This is a genomic window from Streptomyces sp. LS-MS-L19 (assembly GCF_058382285.1).
In genome coordinates this window covers 3067552-3092499 of record NZ_JBYCLL010000001.1, presented here as the reverse complement: position 1 = coordinate 3092499, position 24948 = coordinate 3067552, and the positions used below count along the sequence as shown (strand labels likewise).

The following is a 24948-nucleotide window of genomic DNA, read 5'->3' as shown; positions in this document are numbered from 1 at the left end:
GCGCCTGCCCTGAGCACCGGGGCCTACACCCGGCTCGCCGGGGAATGACCGGCGGCCGTCGGGGGTAAACGCGGACTCGTCCAGACATTGCTGAGAGAGTTCCGGGAGGGGAGACGTATCGGAGGAGAGAGCGTCCGGCCGACAGCGGGGAGCGGATGTGGACATCGGGTACGAGGCGCCACGGCGTCGGCTTCTGGTGCGCGGGAGCACGGTGACGCCGCCGTGAGCACCCTGACCGGACCCGCGGGCCCGTTCGTGCATCCCGCCCTCTTCTACCGTGACCAGCGGGAGTACCTCGCCGGCGTGGTGCCGTTCGTCCGGAAGGGACTCGCCGCCGGGGAGCCGGTGGCGGTGGCCGTGCCGACCGAGAACCTGCGGCTGCTGAAGCGGGAGATCGGCACCGGGGAGGCCGTACGGTTCCTCGACATGCGGGAGGCCGGGCGCAACCCCGGCCGGATCATCCCCTCGGTGCTGCGGGCCTTCGCCGACGCCCAGCCGCCCGGCACCCGGGTGCGGATCGTCGGCGAACCGATCTGGGCCGGCCGCAGCGCCACCGAGTACCCCGCCTGTGTGCAGCACGAGGCGCTGATCAACGCCGCCTTCCAGGGGCGTGCGGTCACCATCCTGTGCCCGTACGACACCCAGCGCCTCGACCCCCAGGTCGTCGCCGACGCCTACGCCACCCACCCCGTGATCGTCGACGCCGGCTCCGGGCGGGAGCGGGAGAGCGGGCCGTACGACGTCGAGGCCGTGCACGCCCGCTACAACGAACCGCTGCCCCCGGCCCCCGACGTCCCGGCCCACGCCTTCGTCGCCGAGGTGCTCGGAGAGGTCAGGCACCTCGCCACCGAGGCGGGCGCGCGGTTCGGTCTGGTGCGGCCCCGGCTCGACGACCTGGCCCTGGCCACCGCCGAGCTGACCACCAACAGCGTGGTGCACGGCGGCGGTTCGGGTGTGCTGCGGGTGTGGGCCGAGGACGGCCACGTGGTGTGCGAGGTCCGCGACAAGGGGCGGCTGTCCGACCCGCTGGCCGGCCGTCGCCCGCCCTCCCGGGACCAGCGGGGCGGCCGCGGCCTGCTCATGGTCAACCTCGTCGCCGACCTGGTCCGCGTCCACACGGGCCCCGACGGCACCACGATCCGCTGCTGGTTCGCGCTCTGACGGCAGGCGTCCTCGGGCCTGCGCTACGGCGGCTCAGCCGGCCAGCGGGTCCAGCGACAGCGGCTCGATGCGGCCCTCCAGCATGTACCCCAGTCCCTGTACGGCGCAGACGTCGGGCCGTTCGGCGATGTGCACCGGCATCCCGGTGGCGTGCCGCAGCATCTGGTCGAGCCCGGGGAGCAAGGCGGAGCCGCCGACCATCATGATCCCGCGGTCGGCGAGGTCGGCCACCAGGTCCGGCGGGCAGTTGCGCAGCACCCGGCCGATGCCGTCCAGGACGGCGGTCAGCGGGGTCTCGATGGCGTCCCGGACGGCGGCGGTGTCGACCTGCACGGAACGGGCGAGGCCGGTGGCGACGTCCCGGCCGTGGATCTCCGTGGAGGCCGGGCCCTGCGGGGTGAGGCCGTTGCCGGACAGGGCCAGCTGGAGCGGTCGTACGGACTGGCTGGGCAGCATCAGCTCGTGCTCGTGGCGCAGGTGCTGGACGATCGCGTGGTCCACGGCCTCGCCGCCGACCGGAATGCGCTCGGCGGTCACGATCGACCCGAGGGAGAGCACGGCGACCTGGGTCGCGGCGGCCCCGCACACCATGATCATGGTGGCCTCGGGCCGCTCGACGGGCAGTCCGCAGCCGACGGCGGCGGCGATCAGGGTGTCGACCAGTTCGACCCGGCGGGCGCCGAGGCCGACCAGGGTCTCGATGGCGGCGCGCTGGGCGAGCGGGTCGGCGTCGTGCGGGGTGCAGGCGGCGGCCCGCAGGATGGGCTTGCGGCGCAGCGCGCGGCGGATCTTGTCGCCGAGCAGGTGGCGCAGCATCCGCTGGGCCATCTCGATGTCGACGACGGTGCCGCCGGAGACCGGCCGGACGACCCGGATGTAGTCGGGGGTGCGGCCCGTCATCTTCTCGGCGAACTCACCGACCGCGATCAGCGCACCGGTACGGGTGTTCACGGCGGCGGCCGACGGCTGGTCGACGACGAGCCCGGCCCCCTTCACGTACACCCGGGTCCTCGCCGCGCCCAGGTCGACGGCGAAGTGGCAGCGGCGCAGCTGCTCCAGACTGGCGGTCATCGCAGGTCCTCCCGAGAGCACAGACCGTGGCCGCGCCGGGTGGCGGGCCTAGTGGCATCGTGCGGGGGCGGGGGAGGAGGCGCCTTTTCTGGGGGGCCGGGTGGGGTGCCGCTGAATGGGGGGTTTTGTCTGTTATGCCCGATATAAATAATCTGTAAGGTTTCTTGATGTGAGGTCAGGGAGCCCTGCGTCCGCGCCGTTTGGTGGTGGCCTGGCGGGCCCGGGCCGCCGACGACGGCTTCTCATCGGGAGTCAGCCGCACCTCGCAGGTCACGGAGAGGCCCGGGACCGGCCACGTGTGCAGCCCCTGACGCAGCGCCTGCTCGGCCGCGGTGGCGCGACGTAGGGGGTAGCGGCGGGTGATCCGCCCGCCCTCCTCCACGAGGTGGGCGAAAAGGCGCTCCTGTACCTCCGGGGCCGCGGCGCGCACGAAGGCGACCGGATCGTCGATGTGCCAGATCAGCGCGGCCGTGGCCGCGAAGGTGCCACCGCCCGAACTGGGCAGGGACAGGTCGCGGTCGAGCCGCTGCGAGGTGAGAGCGACCTCGTAGTACGTGATCAGGGGCCACGACGTGCGCTTTCCGAGCGGCCGGTCGGGGTTGAGGAGGGTCAACGAGTCGTCGGGAGGCAGGGTGTGCACGATCGCGCTGCTGCGAGGATCCGGGGTACGCAGGGAGCGCAGGTCGCGGGTGGTGAAGGGGCCGCGCACGAGGTCTCGTCCGGGCTCGGAAGGCGGAGGTGCGGTGCGCCGCCCCAGCGGGCAGTACCAGGCGTCGGGTGGGTCGCCGAGGGAGAAGCGTGCCGGGTCGGGCCCGGAGGAGTCGCCGGCCAGGCGTCCGTGGAACTCGGGGGAGAGCACGACCAGCACGGGCTCGTCGTCCGAATCGGGAAGACCCCTGACCTCCTCCGGCGGCACGGTGTGCCAGAAGGTCGCGCGGATCGTCGGCGGATCCGCCAACTCCAGCAGTGCGAACGGCAGTTCGTTCATCACCAGGGACAGCAGTGTGAGAGCGGGACGCGTCGACACCGGGAGGACGAGGGAACAGTCCTCCCGGACGCGTTGCGCAAGGGAGACTGCGGCCGGCTCGCCGTCCGAGAGCAGCCGCGTCAAGGTCCGGCTGACGGCGTCGCGCGTGGCGCCGGGCGTGCCCTGGGGGTAGCGCACGTCGATGCCGACGTGGTCGCCGTCCCCGGCGCCGGCGCGCAACTCCCCGTACAGCCGCAGCATGGCCGGGCTCGGCTCGCCGTACCGCGTGAACGCCTCGTACGAGGCGACGGCCTCGGAAGCGCGTCCCAGACCCCTGAGGGCGAGCATGTGCAGTTCCCGTAGGGCGGCATGGGCCGGGTGGGAGCGCAGGAGGTCGCCGAGATCTGCCGCGGCCCGCTCGAATTGGCCCAGTTCCAGGTCGAGTTCGGCTCCGGCGCGGCGCAGGTCCAGGCGCAGGGCGCGCAGTCGGTTGCGGGTCCTGCGGGCGGCGGGTCCGGGCACTCCCTCGACCGGGTACCCGGTCCACAGAGCGAGGGCGCTGTGCAGAGCGGCGCGCGCGGCCACCCGGTCTCCTGCGTGCCGGTGCTCCACCGAGTCGGCGACGAGGCTCTCGAAGCGGCCGACGTCGACGGCGTCCGGGCCCGTGTACAGGGCGTATCCGCCCGCGGTGGTGGCCAGAAGCCCGGGCCCCAGGGTTTCGCGCAGTCCGGTGGCCTGATCGGCGAGAAGGCGGTCGGCGTTCTGCGGAGCGTCTTCGCCCCACAGTCCCTCGGCCAGTTCGGAGTACGGGACCGGGCTGCCGTGGGCCAGGAGCAGCATGCACAGAAGGGCCTGCTCCTGGGGCGAGCCGACGGGCAGGGCGCGGTCCCCCTGGCTGATCCGCAAGGGGCCGAGCAGCCGGTAGCGGTACCGCTCGGCCGCCGCGGCCTCCAGGGCCTGACGGAACGACGGGGTGAGGAAGAGGTCCCTGCCGCGCCGCTGGGCGGCTGGATCCGACGAGGTGAGCGGGGTGACGGCATCGTGGAACAGGGCTCTGAACTCGCTGGGTATGCGGGTGAGGTCCCCGTACGGCCCCCGCGCGAGGTCGCCGATCAGGTGCCCGAAGCGACGCAGGTCCCTGACGGCGTCACGAGGGCGCTCCGTTCCCAGGACGAAATCGGTGATCTTCACGGTGCCGTCCGGACACACCAGCACGGCGTCCGCGGCCGGCCTGCCGTGGGCGAGACCGTGCTCATGCACCGCGCTGAGCCCGAGCGCGACCTGCCGGGCGAGCGGGGCCAGCAGTGCGAAGGGCAGCGCGAAGGCACCGTCGGCGGTGAGTTCCGCCACGCTGAGTCCTTCCGTGAACTCCGTGACCACACACGCGAAGCGGTCGTCGATGCCGTGATCGAGGACGGCGACCACGTTGGGATGCCGCACCGCGCAGAGAGCGCGCGCCTCGTCCATGAGGCGCCTGCCGTCTTCGGACCGCTCGAAGGAGTACGCGTGCAACGCCACCGGTCGGCCGGACCGGGTGTCCTCCGCCTGCCACACCGCATCGCCGCGGCCCCGGCCCAGCCGCCGCCCGAGCCGGTATCTGCCGAGGATCAGCCGAGCGGAGTCCGACGGGGCGTCGCCGCCCATCCGTCGCACGCTCTCCTCCCGGGCCCGCGCGAAAGGATCGCTCCCGGCCGGACTGTCACCTCCGCCGGGGGCCACCACGGGGAACTCCCCGCGTGCCACACCGGCCCGCGCGTCGATCAACGCACCGGTCCAGCTCAGGAGTTGGGCCGTGCGGTCGTGGGCGGTGCGGGGCAGCGTGCCCAGCAGCACTTCGCGGACACCGGGTCTGAAGGCGTACGAGCCGGGCGGTCCCGGCACGGTGATGAGCAGACCGCTGAGGATGACCTCCGCCAGGTGCTGCGGCTGCGGCCACGGCTCGATCGCGGCCTGCACGAGACGCATCACGGGCAGCACCGGCTCGCCCACCGCCACGTGTCCCGCGAGACGGAAGGCCTCGGGCGAGGCGAGGGAGCGAAAACGCAGCACCAGCTCCTGGGCCGAGACGTGGACCTCGTCGGCCCCTCCCTCGCCGTCGACGGATGCGGGAGAGGGCCCGCCGGGCAACAGGGCCACGGAACCCAGGAGTTCCTCCTCGACGACGCCCGACACCAGCCTCGCCCAGGCGGACAGCCAGGGCGCCGATGGCTCCAGGACGGGCACCGGAAGGACGTCGTGGGCGAGGCCGTCGGCCGCGTACGAGTGCACGGTGTACCGCGTGTTGGGAGCCACCCGCCCCGGCGCGGAGATCCGGGCCGTCAGCGCCGGCAGGGCCGTCGTACGCCAAAGACGCTCCGGCAGCGGTTGCAGGACCGCGACCGGCATGCGCGCCGCCCAGCTGCGCAGGGTCCGGTACCAGCGGTCCCCGGCCGCGCCCTCCCGCCATTGCGGCCCCATGCAGTCGCTGACGAGGAGCGTGACCGTGCGGCCCGCCGTGTACGACCGGGATCCGGCCGTCCCCGCCGTGCCGTCGGCGCTCAGCCGGTGCAGCTCCACCATGCGGAACACACCTGACTGCGCCAACGCGGTGTGCAGTTCGTGGACCAGCGGGCGCCACACGGGCATCGTCGGGCCGGTGTCGTGCACGAGGCGGAGAGTGAGCCAGCGTTCGGCGGCCGGGCGCATCACGGGCAGCCACCATGTGCCGAGCCGCGCGATGCGCTGGGCGGTTTCCTCCTCGTCCAGTTCGTGGCCGACCGGCGCGTCGACCCGGCGCTTGACGGGGCGCAGGGCGCGCTGCAGGGCGAGGGGGTGGGTCAGCATCGGGGGGCCGGGGGCCAGCAGCTCCATGCCTTCCCGCACGGGGTCCTTCTTCTTGCCGGGCAGGCGCAGGGGGACGCGGTCGCCGGGGAACTCCGGCACCGCGAAGGCGGCGTCCCGCGGGGATTCGCGGGGCGGTGGCCGTTCCGTGTCCGGCCCGTCGGGGGCGGGCGCGGAGGTGAAGCGCCGGGACGGCCGCGGGGGAGGGGGCCGGAAGTCGTCCGGACCCGCGACGTGCTGGGCCAGCCAGAGGGCCTCGGCCAGTTCCACCGGCGTCGGCCCCGCACCGCCTACCGCCCGGGCGAGCACGTCGGCCAGCCGGTCCGCGCCCGTGAGGCGGCCGTCGTGCGGGAGGCGTCCCGAAGGCCCCTGGCTCCGGTCAGAAGACATCGGAATCGTCCCGGACCCGGCTGTCCTGCATCGCGTTGAGATACGGCATCAACCGCTCCGCGAGTTCGTCACGGGACACCGCGTCCAGCTCGGGGCCCGCCGTGCCGGCCAGGTAGATCGCGTTCAGCAACTGGTCCGTGGCGAGCTCCCCCAGGACCTGCCGTTGCAGGAAGCGGTCGATCAGCTCGGCGGCGTACTCGTCGGGCTCGCCCAGGTGCGCCCGGACGATGCTCTCGAGATGCTCCCTGCTCGGCCGGTGCAGCGTCAGACGGACGCACCGCCTGAGGAACGCGGGCGGGAACTCCTGCTCGCCATTGCTCGTCAGCACCACGAACGGAAACGCCCGGCAGCGCACCCGGCCCTCGTCCACGCGTACATGGTCGGAGGTGCCGTCGACCATCACCTGGGCAGTCGGGGCGCGCTGCGCCACCCGGACCAGCTCCGGGATCTCGTACTGGCCCTCCTCCAGGACGTTCAGCAGGTCATTGGGCAGATCCAGGTCACTCTTGTCGAACTCGTCGATCAGCAGGGCGCGCGGGCGTTCGTAGGGCAGGAGGGCGGTGCCGAGCGGGCCGAGCCGCAGATGGTCCTGGACCTCGGTGTCGGACGGGGCTTCCACGGAGGAGGCACGGCCGGCGGCGTACAGGCGGGAGAGGGGGTCGTAGTGGTAGAGCCCCTCACGGAGCGTGGTGCGGCTGGTGATGTTCCATCGCAGCACCGGGCCGAGACCGAGCTCGCGCGCCACCGAGTACGGCAGGCTCGACTTGCCGCTGCCCGGCGGGCCCGTCACCAGCAGCGGGCGGCGCAGGTACAGGGCGGCATTGACCAGCTGGACCGCCTCGTCCGTGGCCAGATAGGTGCGGGCGCGATGCCGGCGATCGGGCGAAGTGGCCGCGCTGTCACCGCCGTCGACGGGCGTGGGCAGCGCCGGGCCGCCGTCGAAGGCGCGCCAGGGCGGCGCTGGGGGCAGCAACTCGATGCCGTCGTGCGGCTCGCTCGTACCGGTGTACACGGGCCACAGGGACATGCGTGCTCCTCAGGGACGCGAGGGGTCGGCTACCGGCGTGTGCCGGTAGCCGACGGGATCGGGCAGGCACCGGGGGTCCTCCCACAGCAGCGCGAGGTCGTACGCCCAGTGCGGCTCCGTCTCCTGGGAGGTGTACGCCTTCTCGCGCAACAGGCGTACATGGTGGGGGAGTTCCCCCGGGGGAAGGTCCGAGAGGTGCTCGGCGAGGCGGTCCAGGAAGGTCGCGCCCCGGCAGTCCTCGTGCGAGTCGCGGCCTTGACAGCCGGAGTGCGGCCACACCAGCACCGGCACCGCGGCGTTCAGGGTCGCCCTGAAGAGGCCGACGGCGCCCGCTCCGCGCGGGGGAACGCCGAAGCCCACCACGTCCGCGTCGCCACGCAGTTCGATGGTCAGCTTCACCTCATCCTGCGGATCCTGCCCGGTCGGCTCGCAGCCGACGCGCTGCATACGGGCGGCCGCACGGGTGTCGAGACGCCGCCAGTTCTGGGTGAGATGCCGCTGCAGCACACCGCTGCGCCGCCGTTCCAGATCGAGCACGACGACCGGAGCGATCGCGCCGAGCGGGCTCGCGTCGTCGTCGCTCCGCGGCCACCGCGCCACCCCCGTGTTCAGCCAGCGGCGCGGCAGCACGAAGGCGATCAGCTCCCGGGCGTCCTGGTCCAGCAGACGGTAGGCGTCGTCGATGCGCTCCAGTGCGTAACCGCGCACCCGCTCGGCGGGGAGGGTGCGGGAGCCCACCATCCGGCGGTACTGCCCGTCGTACACGGACACCTCCACCATGAAGCGGCCCTCGCCCGAACCGCTCTGCGAGATCTCGACGAGAATCGGCGACCAAGGGGGAGTGGCCGCGGAGGGGCGCACCGGCGCAGGCGGGTCCGGGGGCGCGTACGACTGGTGTGACCAGGAGCGCAGGGCTCCGCGCAGCGAGACATCCTCGGCGAAGTCCGCGAGCCGCTCGGTGAACTTGACGAGGGCCGACGGCTGGGGCACCTCGAAGAGCAGGCAGCACACCGCGTCCCACAGTGAGCGGATGGCGTGGGTGGGGTCGGGGCCGTTCGAGCCCACGGACGTGCGGTAGAGCCGCTCGGGGTGACATTCCAGGCGGCCTCGCTCTTCCTGGACGGACAGCGCGGTCACCGACTCCCGCAGCCGCGTCTTCTCCTCCCGGGTGAAACCCGGAGTCGGGATGAGTTCGGCGAGCGGCGGCCAGTAGCGGGCCAGCACTTGGACGGGCAGCATCCGGCCGTTGCGGATGGCCGGGTCGCGGGCCGCCTCGGTGACCATGCCCACGACCTGCCCGGTGTCGGCGAGGGTCAGGGCAGCGCCGCTGAAGCCGCGTACCAGCGGCTGGCCGTGCGCGGCCCAGGCCTCGACCTGGATCCAGTCTCCGGCGATCAACTGATCGTAGGTGGCGCGGTATTCGGCGAAGGTCCCGTCGTCGTGGGCCTTGGGGAAGCCGTAGGCCACGAGTCTGCGCGGGGGATGCCCGAAGGCGTCCGTCGAAGCGGCGAACTGCGCGGGCTTCAGCCGGACTTTGCGGTCGAGTTCCAGTACGGCCACGTCGCCGGTGTCGGTCGTACGGCCGTCCCAGCCTCCGTGGGCGACCACCCGGGCGCCGACGGACTCCGCGCCGCGGTGTGGGAACGTCACCCGGATCGGGTCCGCCTGGCTGCGAGCGACGACGTGCGCGCAGGTCATCACATGGCGTTCGGTGACCAGGAAGCCGGTACCGGTGGTGGGGCCGCAGACGATCCTGGCGTGCCAGGCCGCGCTCCTCATGGCGCCGGGGTGGTCTCCGCGGGGCCGGCACTGCGCCCCGGAGACCAGGAGAGCTTGACCACGAGATGTCCCTCGACGGCGCTCTTCGCGATCAGGGCGCCCGCCTCCGCGCTGAGCTTCACCCCGAACTCGATCTCCACGGAGTCGGGTTGAAGCGAGACGTCCCGGAACACGCGCAGTGCCGACTCGGCCGCCGAGCGCACCCCGTCCAGCGCCTCCTCGAAGGTGCGGGTCGCCCGGACGGTGCCGTCGTCGCGTGCGACGAGACGTGAACCCGACTCCTCCTCTGCGCCTTCGACGGCGATCACCGCACCGTCGGCGGTCGTGAACTCGACCACACCTTCCATGGCGCCCCCGTTCGTGTGACCCTTCGCTCCGTCATTGTCACGGACGGTACTTGCACTTGTCCCGGTTTCCGGCTCGGCTTTGAGGGTTCATGTCCGAGTCTGCTCGGGGGGTGCGGTCACTCCGAGTTCCCTCAGATCCTGCGGCCTGATCCGCAACTGGTCCGCCGTCTCCTCCGCCTCGTGTGGTGGGCGCTTGAGGATCGCCGCCGCCGACTCCGGCGCGATGACCGAGAAGTAGCTGTCCGGGGTGGCGTACGTGTTCCCGGAGGCCGCGAGGGCCAGTGCGCCGCCGGAGCCGCCCTCGCCGATCAGGAGGGTGGTGACCGGGGTCCGGGTGGCGGCCAGTGTGAGGAACAGGTCGGCGATCGCCGCGCCCGCGCCGAGTCGCTCGGCCTCGGCGTCGTTGGCGGCGCCCGGGGTGTCCACGAGCGTGAGCACCGGGATGCCCAGGCGGTCCGCGAGGCGGATCAGGCGGGAGGCGGTGCGGTAGCCGGCCGGGAGAGTGGCCGTGCCGGTCTGTGCGGCGTACGCGACCGTACGGCCGTCCCGCTCCCCGAAGCCGCAGAGCATGCCGGGGTCGGTGCCGCCGCAGCGGTCGCCGGAGACGGCCACCCGGTGGGTGAAGTAGGCGTCCAGGTAGGCCGTCGCACGCGGCCGCTCGGGCGCACGGGCGCGCCGGACCGCCTCCCAGCCGGTGGCGGGGAGCCCGGTGGCGCCGAGGGGGGCGGGCACCGGGGCGGGTTCGTCCGACGCGGACGTCAGCAGCCGCAGCCACCGCCCCAGTGTCCGGCGCAGCTCCTCCTCCGGTACGACCGCGTCGGCCGCCCCCGCCGCCACCTGGGCCTCCGCCGTGTACGCCGAGGGGTCCGCGTCCGGCGGCCGGACCCGGGACCCCGCGAAGCCGACCTGGGCGCCGGGCAGGGCGAGGATCACGTCCGCGCCCGCTCCGAGGGTGGCCCAGCCGCCGCCCGTGGTGGGGTCCCGCAGCACTGCGATCTGAGCCAGACCGGCCTCGCGGGTCAGCGCCGACTGCCGGGCCACGCGCTGGAGTTGGGTCAGCGCGAGCATGCCCTCCTGCATGCGGCTGCCGCCGGTGGCCACCAACGGGACGACGGGCAGCCGGTGTTCACGGGCGTAGGCGTACGCGGCCTCCAGGCGGTCGCCGGTGTGTTCGCCCAGGGAGCCGCCGAGGAAGCCGAACTCGAAGGCGATCAGGACGGCCCGGACGCCCTCGACGTGCGCGGTGCCGCAGACCACCGACTCCTCCTCGCCGGTGCGCTCGGCGGCCCGGGCGCGCGAGGCGTCGTAGCCCTGCCAGGCGAGCGGGCCGTCGGGCCTCGACTGCCGTTCGGGGTACGGGATTTCGGCGAAGTCGTCGGCGACCAGGGCGAGGACCTCGCGGGCGGACCTGCGCTCAGGCATGCAGGGCCCGCTTCATGATCTTCCCCATGTCGTTGCGCGGGAGCCCGGTGAGGTGGTGGAGGACCCGGGGCCGCTTGTGCGGGGCGAGACGGCGGGCCACGTGGTCCGCCAACTCCTCCAAGGTTGGGGGTGATTGGGGGTTCGCCGGGACGATCCACGCCACGATCCGCTCGCCGAGATCGGGGTCCGGCTCCCCGGTCACGGCCGCCTCCCGCACCCCCGGGTGCTCCAGGAGCGCGTTCTCGATCTCGCCCGCCCCGATCTTGTACCCGCCGCTCTTGATCAGGTCGGTGGCCTTGCGGCCGACGATCCGGACGTAGCCGTCGGTGTCGCGGACCGCCATGTCGCCGGTACGGAACCAGCCGTCCGCCGTGAACGCCTGCGCCGTCGCGTCCGGCCGGTTCAGGTACTCCGTGAACAGGTTCGGGCCGCGCACCTGGATCTCGCCCACCGTCTCGCCGTCGTACGACGTGATCGGCGTCCCGTCCTCCTCCACCAGCCGCAGCTCCACGCCCGGCAGCGGGACGCCCACGGTCCCGGCGCGGGGCTCGCCGTCCGCGCGCACGCTCGTGTTCATGAGAGTTTCCGTCATGCCGTAGCGCTCGATGACCCGGCGGCCGGTCGCGGCCGCGATGCGCTCGTGGTCGTGGACCGGGAGCGCGGCCGAGCCGGAGACCAGCAGCCGGGCGTGGGCCAGCGCCTTCACCAACTCCGGGTCCTCCGCCAGGGTTTCGGCGATCCGGTGGTACATCGTCGGGACGCCGAAGAGCATGGTCGCGCCGTCGTTCAGCTCGCGGGCCACGCCGTCGGTGCTGAAGCGGCCGAGGTGGCGGACCGAACCGCCGCGCCGGAGCGGGCCGAGGATGCCCAGCACCAGGCCATGGACGTGGAAGAGCGGCAGGCCGTGCACGAGGACGTCGTCCGCCGTCCACCGCCAGGCGTCCGCGAGGGCGTCCAGGGTGGTGGCGACGGCCCGGCGCGGGATGACGGCACCCTTCGGCGGGCCGGTGGTGCCGGAGGTGTAGACGACGAGGGCGGGGTCGCCGTCCTGGGCGCTGCTCACGGGAGCGGTGCCGGTGCCGGTGCTGTGCGCATCGATGTCGACGCGCTCCAAGTGCCGTACGGAAGAAGGCAGTTCCGCACCCGGCGCGGCGAGCAGCAGGCCCGGCGCGCTGTCGTTCAGGATGTGCCCGAGCTCCTTCTCCCCGGACTTCGGGTTGAGCGGCACCGCGGCGACACCGGCCTCCAGCGCCGCCACCACGGCCACCGCGGTCTCCAGTTCCGGGGTCGCCCAGACGGCCACCCGGTCGTACCGCGCGAGCCGGCCGGCCAGCGCGTCGGCCGCGGCGGCGAGGCGCGCGTAGGTCAGCGCGCGGTCACCGAACCGCAGGGCGGGACGGGCCGCCGCGGTGCCCCTGAGGGCCGGGAAGAGGGAGGTCACGCTGCACCACTCCTAAGCCGTGTCGTCACCTGTCGGTCCTACCCGATCACGGACCCGGTCATCACCGGCCAGCGGCGCCCAGTACCGCCTCCACCACCCGCGGCACCGACCCCGGATGCAGGAACAGGAAGAGGTTCGGCTCGACCAGCTCCAGTTCCATCACCCGCGGCAGCCCGTCCTCCCCGTCGACGAGGTCCACGCGCGCGTACAGCAGCTCCGGCGCCCCCGGTACGGCGGCCAGCGCCTGCTCGGCGACGACGACCTCGGCCGGCGTCGGGGTCCAGGGTTCGAGGCCCGGGTGGGCGACCTTGTCCGCGTCGAAGGCGGTGCCGGGGGCAAGGACGGCCCGCTTGCGGCTGGCGTGCAGGAGCCGGCCCCCGAAGAACTGGAGAGCCCGCTCACCGCCCGCGTCGATGCCCCGCATGTACGGCTGGACCATCGCCGTGAGCCCCTCGGCGTGCATGCGCTCCAGCTGCCGTACGGCATCCTCGTGCCGCTGGGGCGTGTACCGGGCCGCGTAGCGCGCACCCGCCCCGGACGTGGGCTTGACGACGTACTCGTGGTCGGTCGGCAGCACGACCGGGTCACCGGGCGCGAGATAGCCGGTCGGCACCACCGGCACCCCCGCCCGGTCCAGCTCCCCGAGGTAGCGCTTGTCGGTGTTCCAGCGCACGACCTCCGCCGGATTGGCCAGCCGGGTCGCCTTGCCGCAGCGCTCCGCCCACGCCGTGAACTCGGCCGCCCGCCAGCTGTAGTCCCAGGTGGAGCGGATGACGGCCAGGTCGTAGCCGGCCCAGTCGACGGCGTCGTCGTCCCAGCACACGACCTCCGCGTCCGCCCCGGCCCCGCGCAGCGCGGCCACCAGCACGGGCAGGTCGGCGTCCTTGTGGGGCTCCGGTCGGGGGTCGTAGGTGACGAGGGCGACTCGGGGCACAGCGGGTTCCTTTCCCAGGGGGCTCGTCCGGCAGGCTAGTCGCCGGGTGGGAACCCGCGGCAACCCCTTTACCTTCCCCCTCGGTGAACCCCCACCATCGGGACCGAGGAACGGAGGACACCGTATGGAGTGGCTGACGATCGGTGCCTTCGCGCGGGCGTCGCGCCTGTCGCCGAAGGCACTGCGGCTCTACGACGAGCTGGAGCTGCTGCGTCCGGCACGCGTCGACCCGGCGACGGGCTACCGCTACTACCGCCCGGCCCAGCTGGAGCAGGCCCGTCTGGTGGCGTGGCTGCGCCGCCTCGGCATGCCGCTGGCCCGCATCCGCACGGTGTGCGCCCTGCCGCCCGCGGCGGCCGCCGGCGAGATCCGGGCGTACTGGGCCGAGGTGGAGGCGGCGACGGCCGTACGGCGGGATCTCGCCGCGTGCCTCGTCGACGAGCTGACGGCGCCGCCGAGGAAGGACACCACCATGCTCGAACTGCGCTACTCCGCCCACTCGGACCGAGGCCGGGTCCGCGCCGCCAACCAGGACACGGCCTACGCGGGAGCCCGCCTCCTCGCGGTCGCCGACGGCTACGGACCGGCCGGCGCGCCCGCCAGCAGCGCGGCCGTGGCGGCCCTGCGGTTCCTGGACAGCGCGGAGCTGCCGGCCGGCGACGTGCTCAATGTCCTGGAAGAGGCCGTGCACGGGGCGACCGAGGCGGTACGGGAGGCCGGCGACGGCACCGACGAGAACGGCACGACCCTGACCGCTCTGCTGTGGACGGGTGCCCGTCTCGCCCTGGTGCACATCGGTGACAGCCGCGCCTACCTCCTGCGCGACGGGGCGCTCTTCCGCATCACCCACGACCACACGGTGGTGCAGTCGCTGATCGACGAGGGCCGGCTGACCGCCGAGGAGGCCGTCACCCATCCCCGGCGGGCGCTGCTCCTGAAGGCGCTCACGACCGGGGCGCCCGATCTGAGGCTGCACGACGCGGAACCCGGCGACCGCTACCTGCTGTGCTCCGACGGCCTCTCCACGGTCGTCCCCGACGCCGCCGTGCGCGACCTGCTCACGGCCGCCCCCGATCCCGAGGCGGCCGTGCACGCCCTGGTCGACACCGCGAACGCGGCCGGCGGCCCGGACAACGTGAGCTGTGTGGTGGCGGACCTGGTGGCGACGGCGGCCTGAGGACTGGCAGCATCACGGCCATGTCGCTCTCCGGAACGGACGCGTACGACCGGGAGACCGGGCTCCCGCCGCTCGTCGAGCGCGCCCTCGCCGCGGCCCGCGCGCACGGCTTCCCGTACTCCTGCCGCCCGGAACAGGGCCGCCTGCTGCACGCCCTGGCGGGCGGGGCCCGGGAGCGGATCGGGGAGACGGGCACCGGCTGCGGGGTCGGGCTCGCGTGGCTGGCCTCGGGAGCCCGGGACGGCGTACGGCTGACCAGCGTCGAGCGTGACCCGCACCGGGCGCGGGTGGCCGCCGAGGTCTTCGCCGGCCGGCCCGGCGTGCGGGTCCTGCACGGCGACTGGACCCGCGTCGAGGACGACGGCCCCTACGACCTCCTGGTCCTCGACGGCGGCGGCACCGGCAAGACCCCCGACGACACCCCGGCCGACCCGGCGCGGCTCCTCGTCCCGGGCGGCCGGATCGTCGTCGACGACTTCACCCCGGCGACCGACTGGCCACCCCGGCACGGGGAGTCCGTGGACCGGCCCCGGCTGTACTGGCTGGAGCACCCGGCCCTGGACACGGTCGAGATACCCCTGGCGGCGGACCTGGCCACGCTGGTGGGGACGCGGCGGCGGAGCGGGTCAGCGCGGGGTCCATCTCTGGAGCAGGCCCCAGGTGAACTCGGCGACCACCTCCCGCCGGACCCCCTCCTCGTCCGGGGCGGTGAATGACAGTCCCCAGCGGGTCGGGGCCGTGCCCTCCAGCGGGCGGGCCGGGGCGAAGGCGCGGGCCGCCTCGTCGACCGTGCAGGACCACGGGGTGAGGTCGGCGAGCGTGCGCAGGGCGGGCCCCGCGGCGCCCGGCGCCCGGATCAGCCACTCGTTCCAGACGGCGCCGGTCGGGGCCAGCAGGACCTCGAAGCGCAGGTCCGGCCAGAGCGGGACGGGCCACAGCCAGGCCTCGCACTCCAGGTCGCCCACCGTCCGGGTGAGAACGGTCTCGGGGGTGCCGAGGACCGAGCGGTACCGCGAGGCGGCGGCGCGGGCGCGCGGGGAACGGACCATCGCCTGCCAGCGCCGGTTGGCCTCCCGCATGTCCGCGATCGACACGCCCAGGGCGCGCCGGGCGTCCTCCACCGGGCCGGGGTTGTGGTCGGCCATGCGGCGCAGCAGGACCAGCTGGAAGTCATGGACGGTGAAGGGACCGGCCGGGGGCTTTCCGGAGGGCATGGTCCCCATCCTCCCCGACGGCACTGACACCGGGCCGGCGGCCGTCCGGGAGGAAGAGCACCGAGTTGACGTACCGCGGCCGGTGCAGGAAGGGCAGCACCCGGCGCAACAGCCCCTGGGAGACGACGTACGAGGCCCGCGCCTGGTGCGCCTCCAGGGGGAAGCCGGACAGCGGGACCCAGGTGGCGCGCGGCAGCACCCAGCCGTCGTAGCCGAGCAGCGAGAGGTACGTGATCACCGGGGCGATCGGCTGGATCCGGGACTCCAGCTCGACGAAGAGCGCGGGCCGGTCGCGCGAGAGGATGCCGGTGGCGCCGCGCAGCACCGCCAGCTCGCTCCCGTCCACGTCGATCTTGATGAACCCGACGTCCTTCAGGGCCAGTTCGTCCAGCGTGACGCAGCGGACGTTCAGCGCCCGGCCGTGGATGTCCCGCCGGACCAGCGAGGACACCCCGCGGTCGCCCTCGTCGCCGGGCGGCAGCCACAGCCGGGCGATCCCCGGACTGTCCGAGGCGGCGGCCTGGACGACCCGCACGTTCGGCGGGGCCGCCGCGGTCAGCAGCCGGGCCAGACGGGGCACCGGCTCGACGGTCACCACCCGCCGTGCCCGCCCGGCCAGCCTTCGCGTCCACGGCCCGTACCAGCCGCCCACGTCCACGGCCGTCCCGCAGCCCGCCGGGCACAGCTCGGCCAGCCGGGCGAGCTCCGGCTCGAACCGCGGGTACACGGCCCGCGCGGCCGCCGCGACGAGACGGGTGGGCAGCAGGGGGGCCACTCTCGCCGCCCAGGTGCGGGCAGGTCCGGTCATGAAGTCATCCCTGGGGTCTCGGGGGAGGCGCCGGCACAGCGCTTCAGCAGGTCCTCGTGCTCGTCGTCCGACACCTGTTCACCGGAGGCAGGCAGCAGCTGCGGGATGCCGTCGACGATCGGGTAGCGGCGCCGCAGTCGCGGGTTGTAGAGGGCCTCGTCCGGCGGTACGAGGTGCAGCGGGCCCTTGTCGAGCGGGCAGGCCAGGATCTGGAGCAGCGGGTCGTCGGGGTTCATGGGGGTGTCAACTCCTTGGCACCGATGGGGGGTTGAGGAGCCGGATCGTGCTTGGGCATGGCCAGCAGTACGGCGACGGCGAGCACCGTGCCGGCGAGCCGCAGCGCGAGCCGCAACGGGTCGTGGGGCAGGGACTCGCCGAACGAGAGCGTGCCGAGCACCGCCGTGTACAGACAGGTCACCGTCGTGCACACCGGCACGATCAGCGAGGCCCGGCAGCGTTGCAGCGCCGCCTGCGACATCACCAGGCCGAACGCCCCGGTGAACAACAGGAGATACGGATACGGGGAGCCCAACAGCTCAACCACCGCGCTGCCCAGGCCACTTGACGTGAGATAACTCGACACCCCCTTGATCGCCAGTGAGCTGACCCCGTACAGCAGGCCCACCGCCACGCCGTACTCGACACCGGTCGTCGGCATCCGGTGCCGGTGCCGGGTGCGCCGCTCGGCGGACCCGTACAGCCACACGCCCGCCGCCAGCGACGGCACGCACACCAGCAGGATCAGCTGGTAGGGGGCGTCCCGGCTGACCCGGTCCGAGCCCTCCTTCAGGGACAGCACGACCATGAGCAGCGCGAGCAGGATGGCGCCCAGCGCGTACCGTTCCCGCCCGGACGTCTCCTCGCCCAGCAGCCGCGCGGACAGCAGCACCAGCAGCACCAGACCGGAGACGAAGATGCCCTGCGCGGCCGCGATCGGCAGCGTCCGGTACACCGCGAGCTGCGCCCCGAACCCGGCCGCCAGCGAGAGCGACCCGCCGATCCACAGCGGACTGCGCAGCACCAGCCCCAGCAGCTTCGCCGGTTGCCGGATCGTCACCTCCGGCAGGGAGCTCAACGCCCGTTTCTCCAGCACGAATCCGACGCTGTACAGGGTGTTCGCCAACAGGGCCGCCGCCACTCCCCACCACATGGTCCACGCCCCCTCAGGGCCTGTCCGGCGGATCATGCCGACGTCGCGGGGCGTGGCACGCACATCTGCCGCGTTGTCGTCGGTCGCCGACGCTCCGCGTCGACTCCCTCCTCCGCCTTGCAGCTGCACGCACCACGCCCCGCTCGCCTGCGTTCATCACTAGCCGTTCCTTTCCGTCGGCCTGATCCGCCGGACAGGCCCTGTCTTGCGCGCGTGCAGCAGCAGGATCGACGCGAGCGACGGTCTGGCACACGCCAGCCGGTCCAGCGCCCGCAGGGGACGCGGCACCCCGTGGAAAGGGGCCCCTTCCAGTCGTACGACCTCGAAGCCGGCCGCCGCCACGAACTCCCGGAGCGCACGCGCCGTGTACAGCCGCAGATGCCCCACGACCTCCCGACCCGGCCGGCCGTGGACGGCCCGCAGACTCACCTCCGAGAAGACCGGCTGGACCCCGGCGAGGAGCAGTCCGCGGTTGTACCAGGCGGCCAGGTTCGGGGTGGACAGCATGAGATGACCTCCGGGACGCAGGACGCGGCGGATCTCGTCCAGCGCCGAGTCCGGGTCGACGAGGTGCTCGACGACCTCGCTGAACAGCACGGCGTCCACGGAGCCGTCCCTGAACGGCAGCCCGGCGCCGGTCAGTTCACCCCGGACGGCGTACGGCAGCCTGGCGCGGGCCCGCTTGAGGGCGTCCTGGGACCAGTCGACGCCGACGATCCGGTGACCGGTGAGGAGCGGGGCGGCGGTGGCGGCGGCGGTGCCGTCGCCGCAGCCGATGTCGAGGACGGTGCACGATTTTTTTTCGGGGGCCCTGAGAGCCCGGACCAGCATGCGGGCCTGGCGCAGGGAGCGGGGGGTGCCGGAGGCGACCGGGACGGCGGGGTCCTCGTAGAAGTCCCGGAGGCCGCCGCGGCGTGGGGGCGCGGTGGTGTTCACGGGGCCACCTCCGTGGAGGACGCGGTGGTGTTCACGGGGCGACCTCCGTGGTGTGCAGGTAGTGCTCGAACAGGTCCCGCAGGTGGGCGCCGTCGCCGTGGCTGAGCAGGGCCCGTGACCAGCGCAGCGCGAGGTGCAGCCGGCCCGCGGTCGAGGCCGTCGTGACCGTGAGGCCGCGGGGCATCCTGGCGGGCGCCGAGAACCACACGGCGTGCGCGCGGCCGGCCTCCTCGCCGAAGTCCAGGGGGTACGGGACGCGGCCGATGTTGCTGAGCAGGGTGGTGGAGGTCCAGGGGGCGGCGGCCTTGCGGAGACCTCTGGTGAGTGCGGCACGCCAGGTCACGGGGGTGATGGGGGCGGTGAGGAGGCCCGCGCCGTGGCCCAGTTGGGGGCGGCTGAGGGATTTCAGGGCGCGGGTCCGCTGCGCGGTGCGGCGCAGGAGGTCGGGCATGTCCTCGGGCTTCCTGCGCGCCAACTCCGCTGGAGCGAAAGGTACTTCTACGAGTCTGGTGCCGTTTCCTATCGGCATCGTCATGTCCCTCGGGCGGTCGTCCACGGGCATGGTGATGCGGAGGGGGCGGGGGGTCTCGCCGTGTTCTCTGTTCCAGTGGGCGATCGTCAGGGCCGTGGTGACCATGAGCTGGTCGTTGACCGTGTAGGGGGAGCCCTTGGGGCGGTGGGGGAGGGGGAGTTCGGTGACGAGGAGGCCGTTGCCGGGGGAGTTCTCGGGTGTGCCGTGCGCTACGCGGGCGGGGCGGGTCCAGTTCGAGGGGGTGCTCTCGGGGGGTGCGGGTTGTTCCTGGGCGCGGGTGGGGGCTGGGGCCGGGGAGTTGTCCTTGCCGCCGTAGATTTCCGCTGCTGTGGCGAGGATGCGGAGGCAGGCGGGGCCGTCCAGGGCTGTGTGGTTGATGGTGAGGAAGAGGACGGTTGAGTCTTGGGTGCGGCTTGCTGGGGGCTGGTCGCGCAGTTCCCCGCGCCCCCAAACAAATCCCTCTCCCTCGACCACCTCCAGTCGTATCGGTGGGGACAGTGAGAGTGGAGGTGCCTCTGCCAGGGACCTTGTTCTCGCGTCCCGCAATGCGTTTCGTCCCGGAGCCGGAAAAGACACCACCTCCACATCCGGCTCCGCCGTCAGCTCCCACTCGTAGCGGCGGCGGTACCAGCCCCCCTGCGCCTCCCTCATCAGGATCCGTGGGTGTCGTCGCAGTGCCTCCGTGAACGCCTTCCTCATGCGTGCCGGGTCCAGCCGTCCCGGCAGGTGTACCTCGATGTGGACCGTCTCCGGTTCCTCCTCCTGGAGGCAGTGGCGGGAGACCTCGTCCACCACCGGGAACGGGATCCGTGCGGGAGGCGTCATGCCGGTTCGCCCCTTTCCTTCTCCACCTGAACCGGCGGGAGTTGCTGCGTGGGTGCCTCGGACTCGGGTGGTGTCTCCGGCTCGCGCACGCTCACCAGTGCCGCGAACAGGCCGATCAGAGCCAGCAGTTGGGCCGCGTGACCGAAGGCTCCCGCCGCCGCGCCCACCGGCTCGCCCGCCCCGGTGGCCGCCGCGATCCCGGCCCCCGCCAGGGACACCAGGGCGATCGGCACCAGCCAGGTGTGGCGTCGGGAGGCGAGCAGGGCCAGCGCCGGGACCAGCAGGGCGAACCAGCCGGCCATGACCACGCCGACCAGCGTCAGCGCCACCGCCCCGAGCCACACCCCGGGCGCCGGGGGCACCCGCTGCGGTTCGTCGGGGTTCGGGGAGCGCCTGCGCCACAGCACCAGGCCCACCAGGACCGCCAGTGCGACCCCGCTGCCGATCAGCGCGCCGTCGTACGTCGTCGCGGGCTCGTAGGACAGCTTCACCGTGCCGCCCGCGCCCGCGGGGATCCGCCAGCCCTGCTGCCAGCCGTCCAGCCGGACCGGCGACAGCGTCTTGCCGTTCAGGGTGGCCTTCCAGCCGTCGTTGTGGTTCTCGTACGTCGTCAGGTACGAGGCCGCTCCCGCACCGACCGTGACCGCGCGCTTGTCGCCGAGCCAGTCCTGGATGCGCACCTCACGGGTGAGCGCGGTGGGTTCGGCGACCGTGCCACGGGTCAGGGTGAGGTCGGTGAGGGCGAGCGGTCCGGCGTCGCCGGCCTCGACCACGTGCTCGCCCGAGGCGAGGGACAACTCGGCGTCGGAGCGCCCGCTCTGACAGAGCGTCACCGTCAGCTCGCGTCGGTCGGTGAGGTCCCGGATCCGGCCCGACACGCCGGTCTGGTACAGCTTGCCGTCGACCGCCACCACCGGCCCCTTGCCGCACGGCAGCGAGAACGTCCGGGTGGCCTTGGGCTGCGGGGTCCGGTACTGGTCGAGGGCCGGGAGGTACGCCTCCGTCAGGCCCACCGGGAGTTGGAGGTCCTCGTCGGCGACCGGGTTGTGCAGGGTCAGCGGGGCCGTCCTGGTGATCGTGATGTCGAGGCGGTCGGTGGTGATCGCCGGGAAGCGCACCGCGCCGTTCTCGTCGACCCCGGCGACCGTCGCGCCGTCCGGCGAGGTGATGTCCACCTCGGTGGGCCGGGTGGACAGGCCGCCCGCGGGTGCCAGCACGATCTCGGAGATGGGCTGCTTCCCGTTCCAGCTCAGGTGGATGGTGGGGCGGTCGCCCGCGATCCAGGCCGTCGTGAGGTCGCCGTCGGTGAGGTTGCGGGCGGACAGGCCCGTGCCGAGGGCGGCCGTGGAGTCGGCGGTCGCGGTGATGCGGTTGCGCTGGTCCGGGGCGACCTCGTACAGCAGCTTGTCGAGTGCCTCCCCGCTCACCGGCACCGCGCTCGCCTTCACGGCGTACGTCCCCGACGTCTCGGTGGTGAACCGGCGGTGCAGGCCCGCCTCGGTGCCGGTCGGGGAGATCCCGGCCGGGTCGGGCACCCGGTGCAGGGAGAAGGTCTCGGCGGCCGCGTCGGAGGAGTCCGCGTCGGTCGGCAGCCGCAGCAGCCGGGTCACCTGGACGTCCGGCAGGTCGATCTCCGAGAAACCGGCCCCGGCGAGCCCGGTCCGCCGGGCCACCGAGTCGGTGATCGTCAGCTTCATCCAACCCGTCGTCCCAGGAGGCGACTTGATGCTCTGCGTCGAGCCGTCGGCGCGCAGGAAGCTGGTCCGTGACCCGTTCTCCGTCTCCACCCGCACCTTGGTCGCCGCCGACCGCACGCTCTCCTGCGGCAACGGGGTGACCTTGAACGACGAGGGCATGTCGTACGCCGGATCGGAGAAGGCGATGCGCAGCCACTGCCCGTCCGGCGAGCCCGCGACGCCCTCCGCCCACGCGGTGTCCGGGTTGCCGTCGAAGGCGTTGACCGGGTCGAACTGCGGGAGGTGGAACAGCCAGTTGCCGTACGACGACGCCGTCACCGAGCGGGCGCCGCGCAGTTCGGCGACCGTCTGGTGGTCGAGGCCCTTCGTCGGCAGGATCTGGTGCGGTTTCTCCCCGGCGTCCTGGGCGGCCCCGGAGGCGTTCCGCTCGTCCTCGGTGTACGTGTACGACGTGTTGGCGTTGACGAGTCCGAAGCGGGTGTCGGCGCGCCGCAGCCCGTCACCCACGATCTGGAGCGACGGGGTGCCCAGCCCGGGGTGGTTGTCACCGGTCAACACCGTGGCCCGGCCGCGCAGTTCGGTCGCCAGCGGCAGCAGTGACTCGGGGCCGCCGGACACCTGGGCCGTGTCGGCGACCGGCAGCAGCCCGGCCTGTCCCGGACGGAGCACGTCCTCGCTCGCCGGCCGGTAGATCTCCACCGCCCGCTGCCTCGGGTACAGGCCCTCGACCTGGAGCGGGGTGTCGGGCGCGATCCGCCCGCCCGTCATGAGCGGCCCGAGACCCGTCACCCGCTCGTAGCCGGACTGTTCGAGGGCCCGCTTGACGACCGAGGACGACACGGTGCCGATCTGGTCGGGGTCGAGGTCGTTGCGGACGACGACGTAGTACACCCCGGCCCGGCTCAAGTAGTCGGCGAGGCCCGGTATCTCGCCGCCCGTCATCAGCGCCTGCTCGACCGCGTCGGTGGCCCGCCGGTTGCCGGGGGTGCCGAAGGGGACGTAGTCGCGTTGTGCCCAGCGGGACTCGGCGAGGACGTCGAGCGGCTGGTCGATGGGCGAGCCCCAGGTGTAGATGCCGTGCGCGGTCGCGGGGACCACGAGGGCGCGCGAGTCGGGGGAGTACTTCTCCAGCCAGTCGGCCGTGGTGTGCCAGTACTTCGGCAGCTCCTGGAAGGAACCGGGGTTCAGGATCGAGCCGTTGAGATACGGCCACAGCAGTCCGGGCAGGATCAGGACGGCCGCCACGAGCGGCGCGTACCGGCGGCCCCTGATCTCTCTCGCCCCGCGCGTCTCGGCGGCCGTCCCCACCAGATGGGCGAGGCCCAGCACCAGGGCGAGGGCCAGGCCCGGCTGGAACTTGTAGATGTTGCGGAAGGGGGCGAGACCGCCGTTCAGCCAGTCCTGCACCAGCCCGTGGAAGGGGGCGCCGAACGCGCCGCCGTACCCCGCGAGCAGCACCAGGACCGCGGTCAGCACGGTCAGCACCAGCCAGCGCCGCTCCGGCATGTCCCGCCGGGCCAGGCCCGCGAGGCCGAGCCCGGCGGCGAACGCCGAGCAGAGGATCACGATCACCGAGGAGGCCACGGTCCAGCCGGCCGGCAGCCACGCCTCCGTCAGGTGCAGATAGGCGACCCAGTTCCCGGCTCCGCGCAGCGCCTCCGTCGCCGACATCGTCTCGGTCGTGGTCCGCGCGTTCTCGACGTACGGCAGGAAGTTCTCGCCGTAGAAGCCGAGCAGCAGCAGCGGGATCACCCACCAGGCGGTCGCCAGGATCACGCCCGGCACCCACCAGGTGATCAGTTTGCGCCGTCGTGGCCCGGGCGGCCGGGACAGGAGGTACAGCCCGACCGGCAGCAGACAGGCGAGGGTGGAGGCCGCGTTCACACCACCCATGAAGGGGATGACCAGCGCCGAGCGCAGGGCGGCGATCCGGGCGCTGTAGCGCTCGTTCGTCAGCGGCAGCAGCACCCACGGCAGGAAGGCGCCGGGCAGTGCGGCGGCGGAGGTGGAGCCGACGACGATCGTGAAGACGGGCCACAGCGCGTAGGCGACGGCGGCGAGCAGCCGGGAGGCGCCGTTGCCGACGCGCAGCCGTTCGGCCAGCCTGAGCGCGCCCCAGAACGCGACCGACACCACCAGCGACAGCCACAGCCGTTCCACCAGCCAAACCGGCAACTGAAGGGCGTGGCCCAGCCAGTAGAACGGCAGCATCGGCCACAGGTAGCCGACGTACTGGTCCTGGATCCCGCCGAAGGACCCCTGGTCGTGCCACAACTGTCCGAGACCGGCGAGGAACCGCCCGGGGTCGGTGGTGACGCCGAGCTTGGTGTCGAAGGTCTGCCGCCCCGGGTGCACCACCAGGAACAGCACGAACACCACGGCCCAGAACCCGAGCAGCCAGCGCCGCGACCGCGGGCCCTCCGGCGGCCCCGACATGATCGCGGTGCTGGGGGCGGCTGCCGGAGGAGGGGCCTGGACCGTGGACGTCGTCATGGTGGACACCGCCGGAGGATGAGGAGGAGGTTCCAGGTGGCGACCTCGCGGATGCCGGGAGCCCGGACGACGGTCTCCGCGAGGAAGGGCCAGTAGCGGGAGCGCGCCGAGACGACCGTGACGTCGTCCCGGGCACGCACCTGCCGCAGGGTCGGGCCGATGTGCACGGCGAACAGGTTCTCGCCGAGGGTGTGCTTGGCGGCCTTTCCGGTACGGCGCCGGTAGCGGGCCCGCGCCCGCTCGGCACCCAGGTAGTGCCAGGGCGCCCACTCGTGACCGCCCCACGGGGACAGCCAGTTGGTGAACGACACGTAGATCAGCCCACCGGGCCGGGTGACCCGGATCAGCTCACTGAGGAAGGTCTGCGGATCGGACACGTGCTCCAGCACGTTGGAGGAGAAGGTGACGTCGGCGGAGGCGTCCTGGAGGGGGAGGAGATAGCCGTCGGCGATCACGGTGGAGTCGGGGGGCTTCTCCCCCAGTTCGGCGGGATCGGGCTCGAACAGGAACGCGTCCGCCCCTCGCCGTCGGAACTCCTCGGTGAAGTACCCGCTCCCACCACCGACGTCCACGACGGTACGACCGGCGACGGGCCCGTCGTAGGCCTCGACCTGATCGACGGCGTCACGGGCGAGCAGGGAGTAGCAGGACTCGGGGTCCTCCTGCTCGTGCCTGAAGGCTTTGAACAGACTCAGGGATCGTCTGAACGAGGGGTCCCTGAAGGCTTGGGGGCGCGGGGCAGTATTGAATATGCGGC

At 73.1% G+C, this 24948-nt stretch carries 19 protein-coding genes; 3 read left to right on the top strand and 16 right to left on the bottom strand.

The window, feature by feature from the left end:
• The first annotated feature begins 231 nt into the window (after positions 1-231).
• Positions 232-1161, top strand: a complete 930-nt coding sequence (locus AC2XR2_RS13655) for an anti-sigma factor RsbA family regulatory protein (RefSeq protein WP_381301991.1) — start codon at positions 232-234, stop codon at positions 1159-1161.
• 33 nt (positions 1162-1194) lie between these two features.
• On the opposite strand, the gene AC2XR2_RS13650 is transcribed toward AC2XR2_RS13655, so the two are convergent.
• From AC2XR2_RS13650 to AC2XR2_RS13615, 8 genes are all read right to left on the bottom strand, one after another.
• On the bottom strand, positions 1195-2232 hold the full coding sequence (locus AC2XR2_RS13650) for a rod shape-determining protein (protein ID WP_330267168.1): 1038 nt from the start codon (positions 2230-2232) through the stop codon (positions 1195-1197).
• A gap of 175 nt (positions 2233-2407) precedes the next feature.
• The gene (locus tag AC2XR2_RS13645) at positions 2408-6409 is read right to left on the bottom strand and encodes an SAV_2336 N-terminal domain-related protein (RefSeq protein WP_491515165.1); all 4002 of its coding nucleotides are present in this window, start codon (positions 6407-6409) and stop codon (positions 2408-2410) included.
• A complete protein-coding gene (locus AC2XR2_RS13640; RefSeq protein ID WP_449350247.1) occupies positions 6399-7436 on the bottom strand; it encodes an AAA family ATPase in 1038 nt (345 codons plus the stop codon). Before AC2XR2_RS13640 ends, AC2XR2_RS13645 begins: the two co-directional genes overlap by 11 nt.
• A gap of 9 nt (positions 7437-7445) precedes the next feature.
• Entirely contained in the window at positions 7446-9215 is a 1770-nt protein-coding gene (locus AC2XR2_RS13635) for a VMAP-C domain-containing protein (protein ID WP_491515164.1), read from the bottom strand.
• Positions 9212-9562, bottom strand: coding sequence for a CU044_2847 family protein (locus AC2XR2_RS13630; protein ID WP_449348186.1), 351 nt, complete (start codon positions 9560-9562; stop codon positions 9212-9214). Before AC2XR2_RS13630 ends, AC2XR2_RS13635 begins: the two co-directional genes overlap by 4 nt.
• Before the next feature lie 87 nt (positions 9563-9649).
• Positions 9650-10984, bottom strand: coding sequence for a carboxyl transferase domain-containing protein (locus tag AC2XR2_RS13625; RefSeq protein ID WP_491515163.1), 1335 nt, complete (start codon positions 10982-10984; stop codon positions 9650-9652).
• Positions 10977-12425 (bottom strand): acyl-CoA synthetase, encoded by a 1449-nt coding sequence (locus tag AC2XR2_RS13620; protein ID WP_491515162.1) that lies wholly within the window; start codon positions 12423-12425, stop codon positions 10977-10979. Before AC2XR2_RS13620 ends, AC2XR2_RS13625 begins: the two co-directional genes overlap by 8 nt.
• A gap of 61 nt (positions 12426-12486) precedes the next feature.
• Positions 12487-13359: an ATP-grasp domain-containing protein gene (locus AC2XR2_RS13615; protein WP_491515161.1), complete on the bottom strand. Its 873-nt coding sequence runs from the start codon at positions 13357-13359 to the stop codon at positions 12487-12489.
• A gap of 124 nt (positions 13360-13483) precedes the next feature.
• Here AC2XR2_RS13615 and AC2XR2_RS13610 point away from each other — a divergent pair, with 124 nt between their 5' ends.
• Together AC2XR2_RS13610 and AC2XR2_RS13605 are read left to right on the top strand one after the other, a co-directional pair.
• The gene (locus AC2XR2_RS13610; protein WP_491515160.1) at positions 13484-14536 is read left to right on the top strand and encodes a MerR family transcriptional regulator; all 1053 of its coding nucleotides are present in this window, start codon (positions 13484-13486) and stop codon (positions 14534-14536) included.
• Between the two features lie 20 nt (positions 14537-14556).
• Positions 14557-15252: an O-methyltransferase gene (locus tag AC2XR2_RS13605; protein ID WP_449348189.1), complete on the top strand. Its 696-nt coding sequence runs from the start codon at positions 14557-14559 to the stop codon at positions 15250-15252.
• Here AC2XR2_RS13605 and AC2XR2_RS13600 read toward each other — a convergent pair.
• The 8 genes from AC2XR2_RS13600 to AC2XR2_RS13565 all read right to left on the bottom strand — a co-directional run bounded on the left by AC2XR2_RS13600 (position 15163) and on the right by AC2XR2_RS13565 (position 24943).
• On the bottom strand, positions 15163-15759 hold the full coding sequence (locus AC2XR2_RS13600; protein WP_381301949.1) for a hypothetical protein: 597 nt from the start codon (positions 15757-15759) through the stop codon (positions 15163-15165). The two genes, AC2XR2_RS13605 and AC2XR2_RS13600, sit on opposite strands and share 90 nt — an antisense overlap.
• The gene (locus tag AC2XR2_RS13595) at positions 15707-16558 is read right to left on the bottom strand and encodes an FkbM family methyltransferase (protein ID WP_330267179.1); all 852 of its coding nucleotides are present in this window, start codon (positions 16556-16558) and stop codon (positions 15707-15709) included. The genes AC2XR2_RS13600 and AC2XR2_RS13595 overlap by 53 nt, the downstream gene beginning before the upstream one ends.
• Entirely contained in the window at positions 16555-16794 is a 240-nt protein-coding gene (locus tag AC2XR2_RS13590) for a Trm112 family protein (protein ID WP_381301944.1), read from the bottom strand. Before AC2XR2_RS13590 ends, AC2XR2_RS13595 begins: the two co-directional genes overlap by 4 nt.
• Positions 16791-17696: a hypothetical protein gene (locus AC2XR2_RS13585; RefSeq protein ID WP_491518446.1), complete on the bottom strand. Its 906-nt coding sequence runs from the start codon at positions 17694-17696 to the stop codon at positions 16791-16793. Before AC2XR2_RS13585 ends, AC2XR2_RS13590 begins: the two co-directional genes overlap by 4 nt.
• A gap of 171 nt (positions 17697-17867) precedes the next feature.
• Positions 17868-18644 carry a class I SAM-dependent methyltransferase gene (locus AC2XR2_RS13580; protein WP_449348190.1) on the bottom strand — a complete coding sequence of 259 codons (777 nt, stop codon included), beginning with the start codon at positions 18642-18644 and terminating at the stop codon, positions 17868-17870.
• 31 nt (positions 18645-18675) lie between these two features.
• On the bottom strand, positions 18676-20001 hold the full coding sequence (locus AC2XR2_RS13575; protein WP_491515159.1) for a condensation protein: 1326 nt from the start codon (positions 19999-20001) through the stop codon (positions 18676-18678).
• Positions 19998-24191 carry a DUF3367 domain-containing protein gene (locus AC2XR2_RS13570; RefSeq protein WP_491518445.1) on the bottom strand — a complete coding sequence of 1398 codons (4194 nt, stop codon included), beginning with the start codon at positions 24189-24191 and terminating at the stop codon, positions 19998-20000. The genes AC2XR2_RS13575 and AC2XR2_RS13570 overlap by 4 nt, the downstream gene beginning before the upstream one ends.
• Complete coding sequence (locus AC2XR2_RS13565; protein WP_491518444.1) at positions 24188-24943, bottom strand: class I SAM-dependent methyltransferase; 756 nt, start codon at positions 24941-24943, stop codon at positions 24188-24190. The genes AC2XR2_RS13570 and AC2XR2_RS13565 overlap by 4 nt, the downstream gene beginning before the upstream one ends.
• Positions 24944-24948 lie beyond the last annotated feature (5 nt).

Excerpts from the sequence above, each read along its gene's own strand:
- AC2XR2_RS13645 (WP_491515165.1), bottom strand. The coding sequence starts at position 6,409 with ATGTCTTCTGACCGGAGCCAGGGGCCTTCGGGACGCCTCCCGCACGAC.
- AC2XR2_RS13650 (WP_330267168.1), bottom strand. The coding sequence starts at position 2,232 with ATGACCGCCAGTCTGGAGCAGCTGCGCCGCTGCCACTTCGCCGTCGAC.
- AC2XR2_RS13625 (WP_491515163.1), bottom strand. The coding sequence starts at position 10,984 with ATGCCTGAGCGCAGGTCCGCCCGCGAGGTCCTCGCCCTGGTCGCCGAC.
- AC2XR2_RS13610 (WP_491515160.1), top strand. The coding sequence starts at position 13,484 with ATGGAGTGGCTGACGATCGGTGCCTTCGCGCGGGCGTCGCGCCTGTCG.
- AC2XR2_RS13595 (WP_330267179.1), bottom strand. The coding sequence starts at position 16,558 with ATGACCGGACCTGCCCGCACCTGGGCGGCGAGAGTGGCCCCCCTGCTG.
- AC2XR2_RS13605 (WP_449348189.1), top strand. The coding sequence starts at position 14,557 with ATGTCGCTCTCCGGAACGGACGCGTACGACCGGGAGACCGGGCTCCCG.
- AC2XR2_RS13640 (WP_449350247.1), bottom strand. The coding sequence starts at position 7,436 with ATGTCCCTGTGGCCCGTGTACACCGGTACGAGCGAGCCGCACGACGGC.
- AC2XR2_RS13590 (WP_381301944.1), bottom strand. The coding sequence starts at position 16,794 with ATGAACCCCGACGACCCGCTGCTCCAGATCCTGGCCTGCCCGCTCGAC.
- AC2XR2_RS13570 (WP_491518445.1), bottom strand. The coding sequence starts at position 24,191 with ATGACGACGTCCACGGTCCAGGCCCCTCCTCCGGCAGCCGCCCCCAGC.
- AC2XR2_RS13600 (WP_381301949.1), bottom strand. The coding sequence starts at position 15,759 with ATGGGGACCATGCCCTCCGGAAAGCCCCCGGCCGGTCCCTTCACCGTC.
- AC2XR2_RS13575 (WP_491515159.1), bottom strand. The coding sequence starts at position 20,001 with ATGACGCCTCCCGCACGGATCCCGTTCCCGGTGGTGGACGAGGTCTCC.
- AC2XR2_RS13635 (WP_491515164.1), bottom strand. The coding sequence starts at position 9,215 with ATGAGGAGCGCGGCCTGGCACGCCAGGATCGTCTGCGGCCCCACCACC.
- AC2XR2_RS13630 (WP_449348186.1), bottom strand. The coding sequence starts at position 9,562 with ATGGAAGGTGTGGTCGAGTTCACGACCGCCGACGGTGCGGTGATCGCC.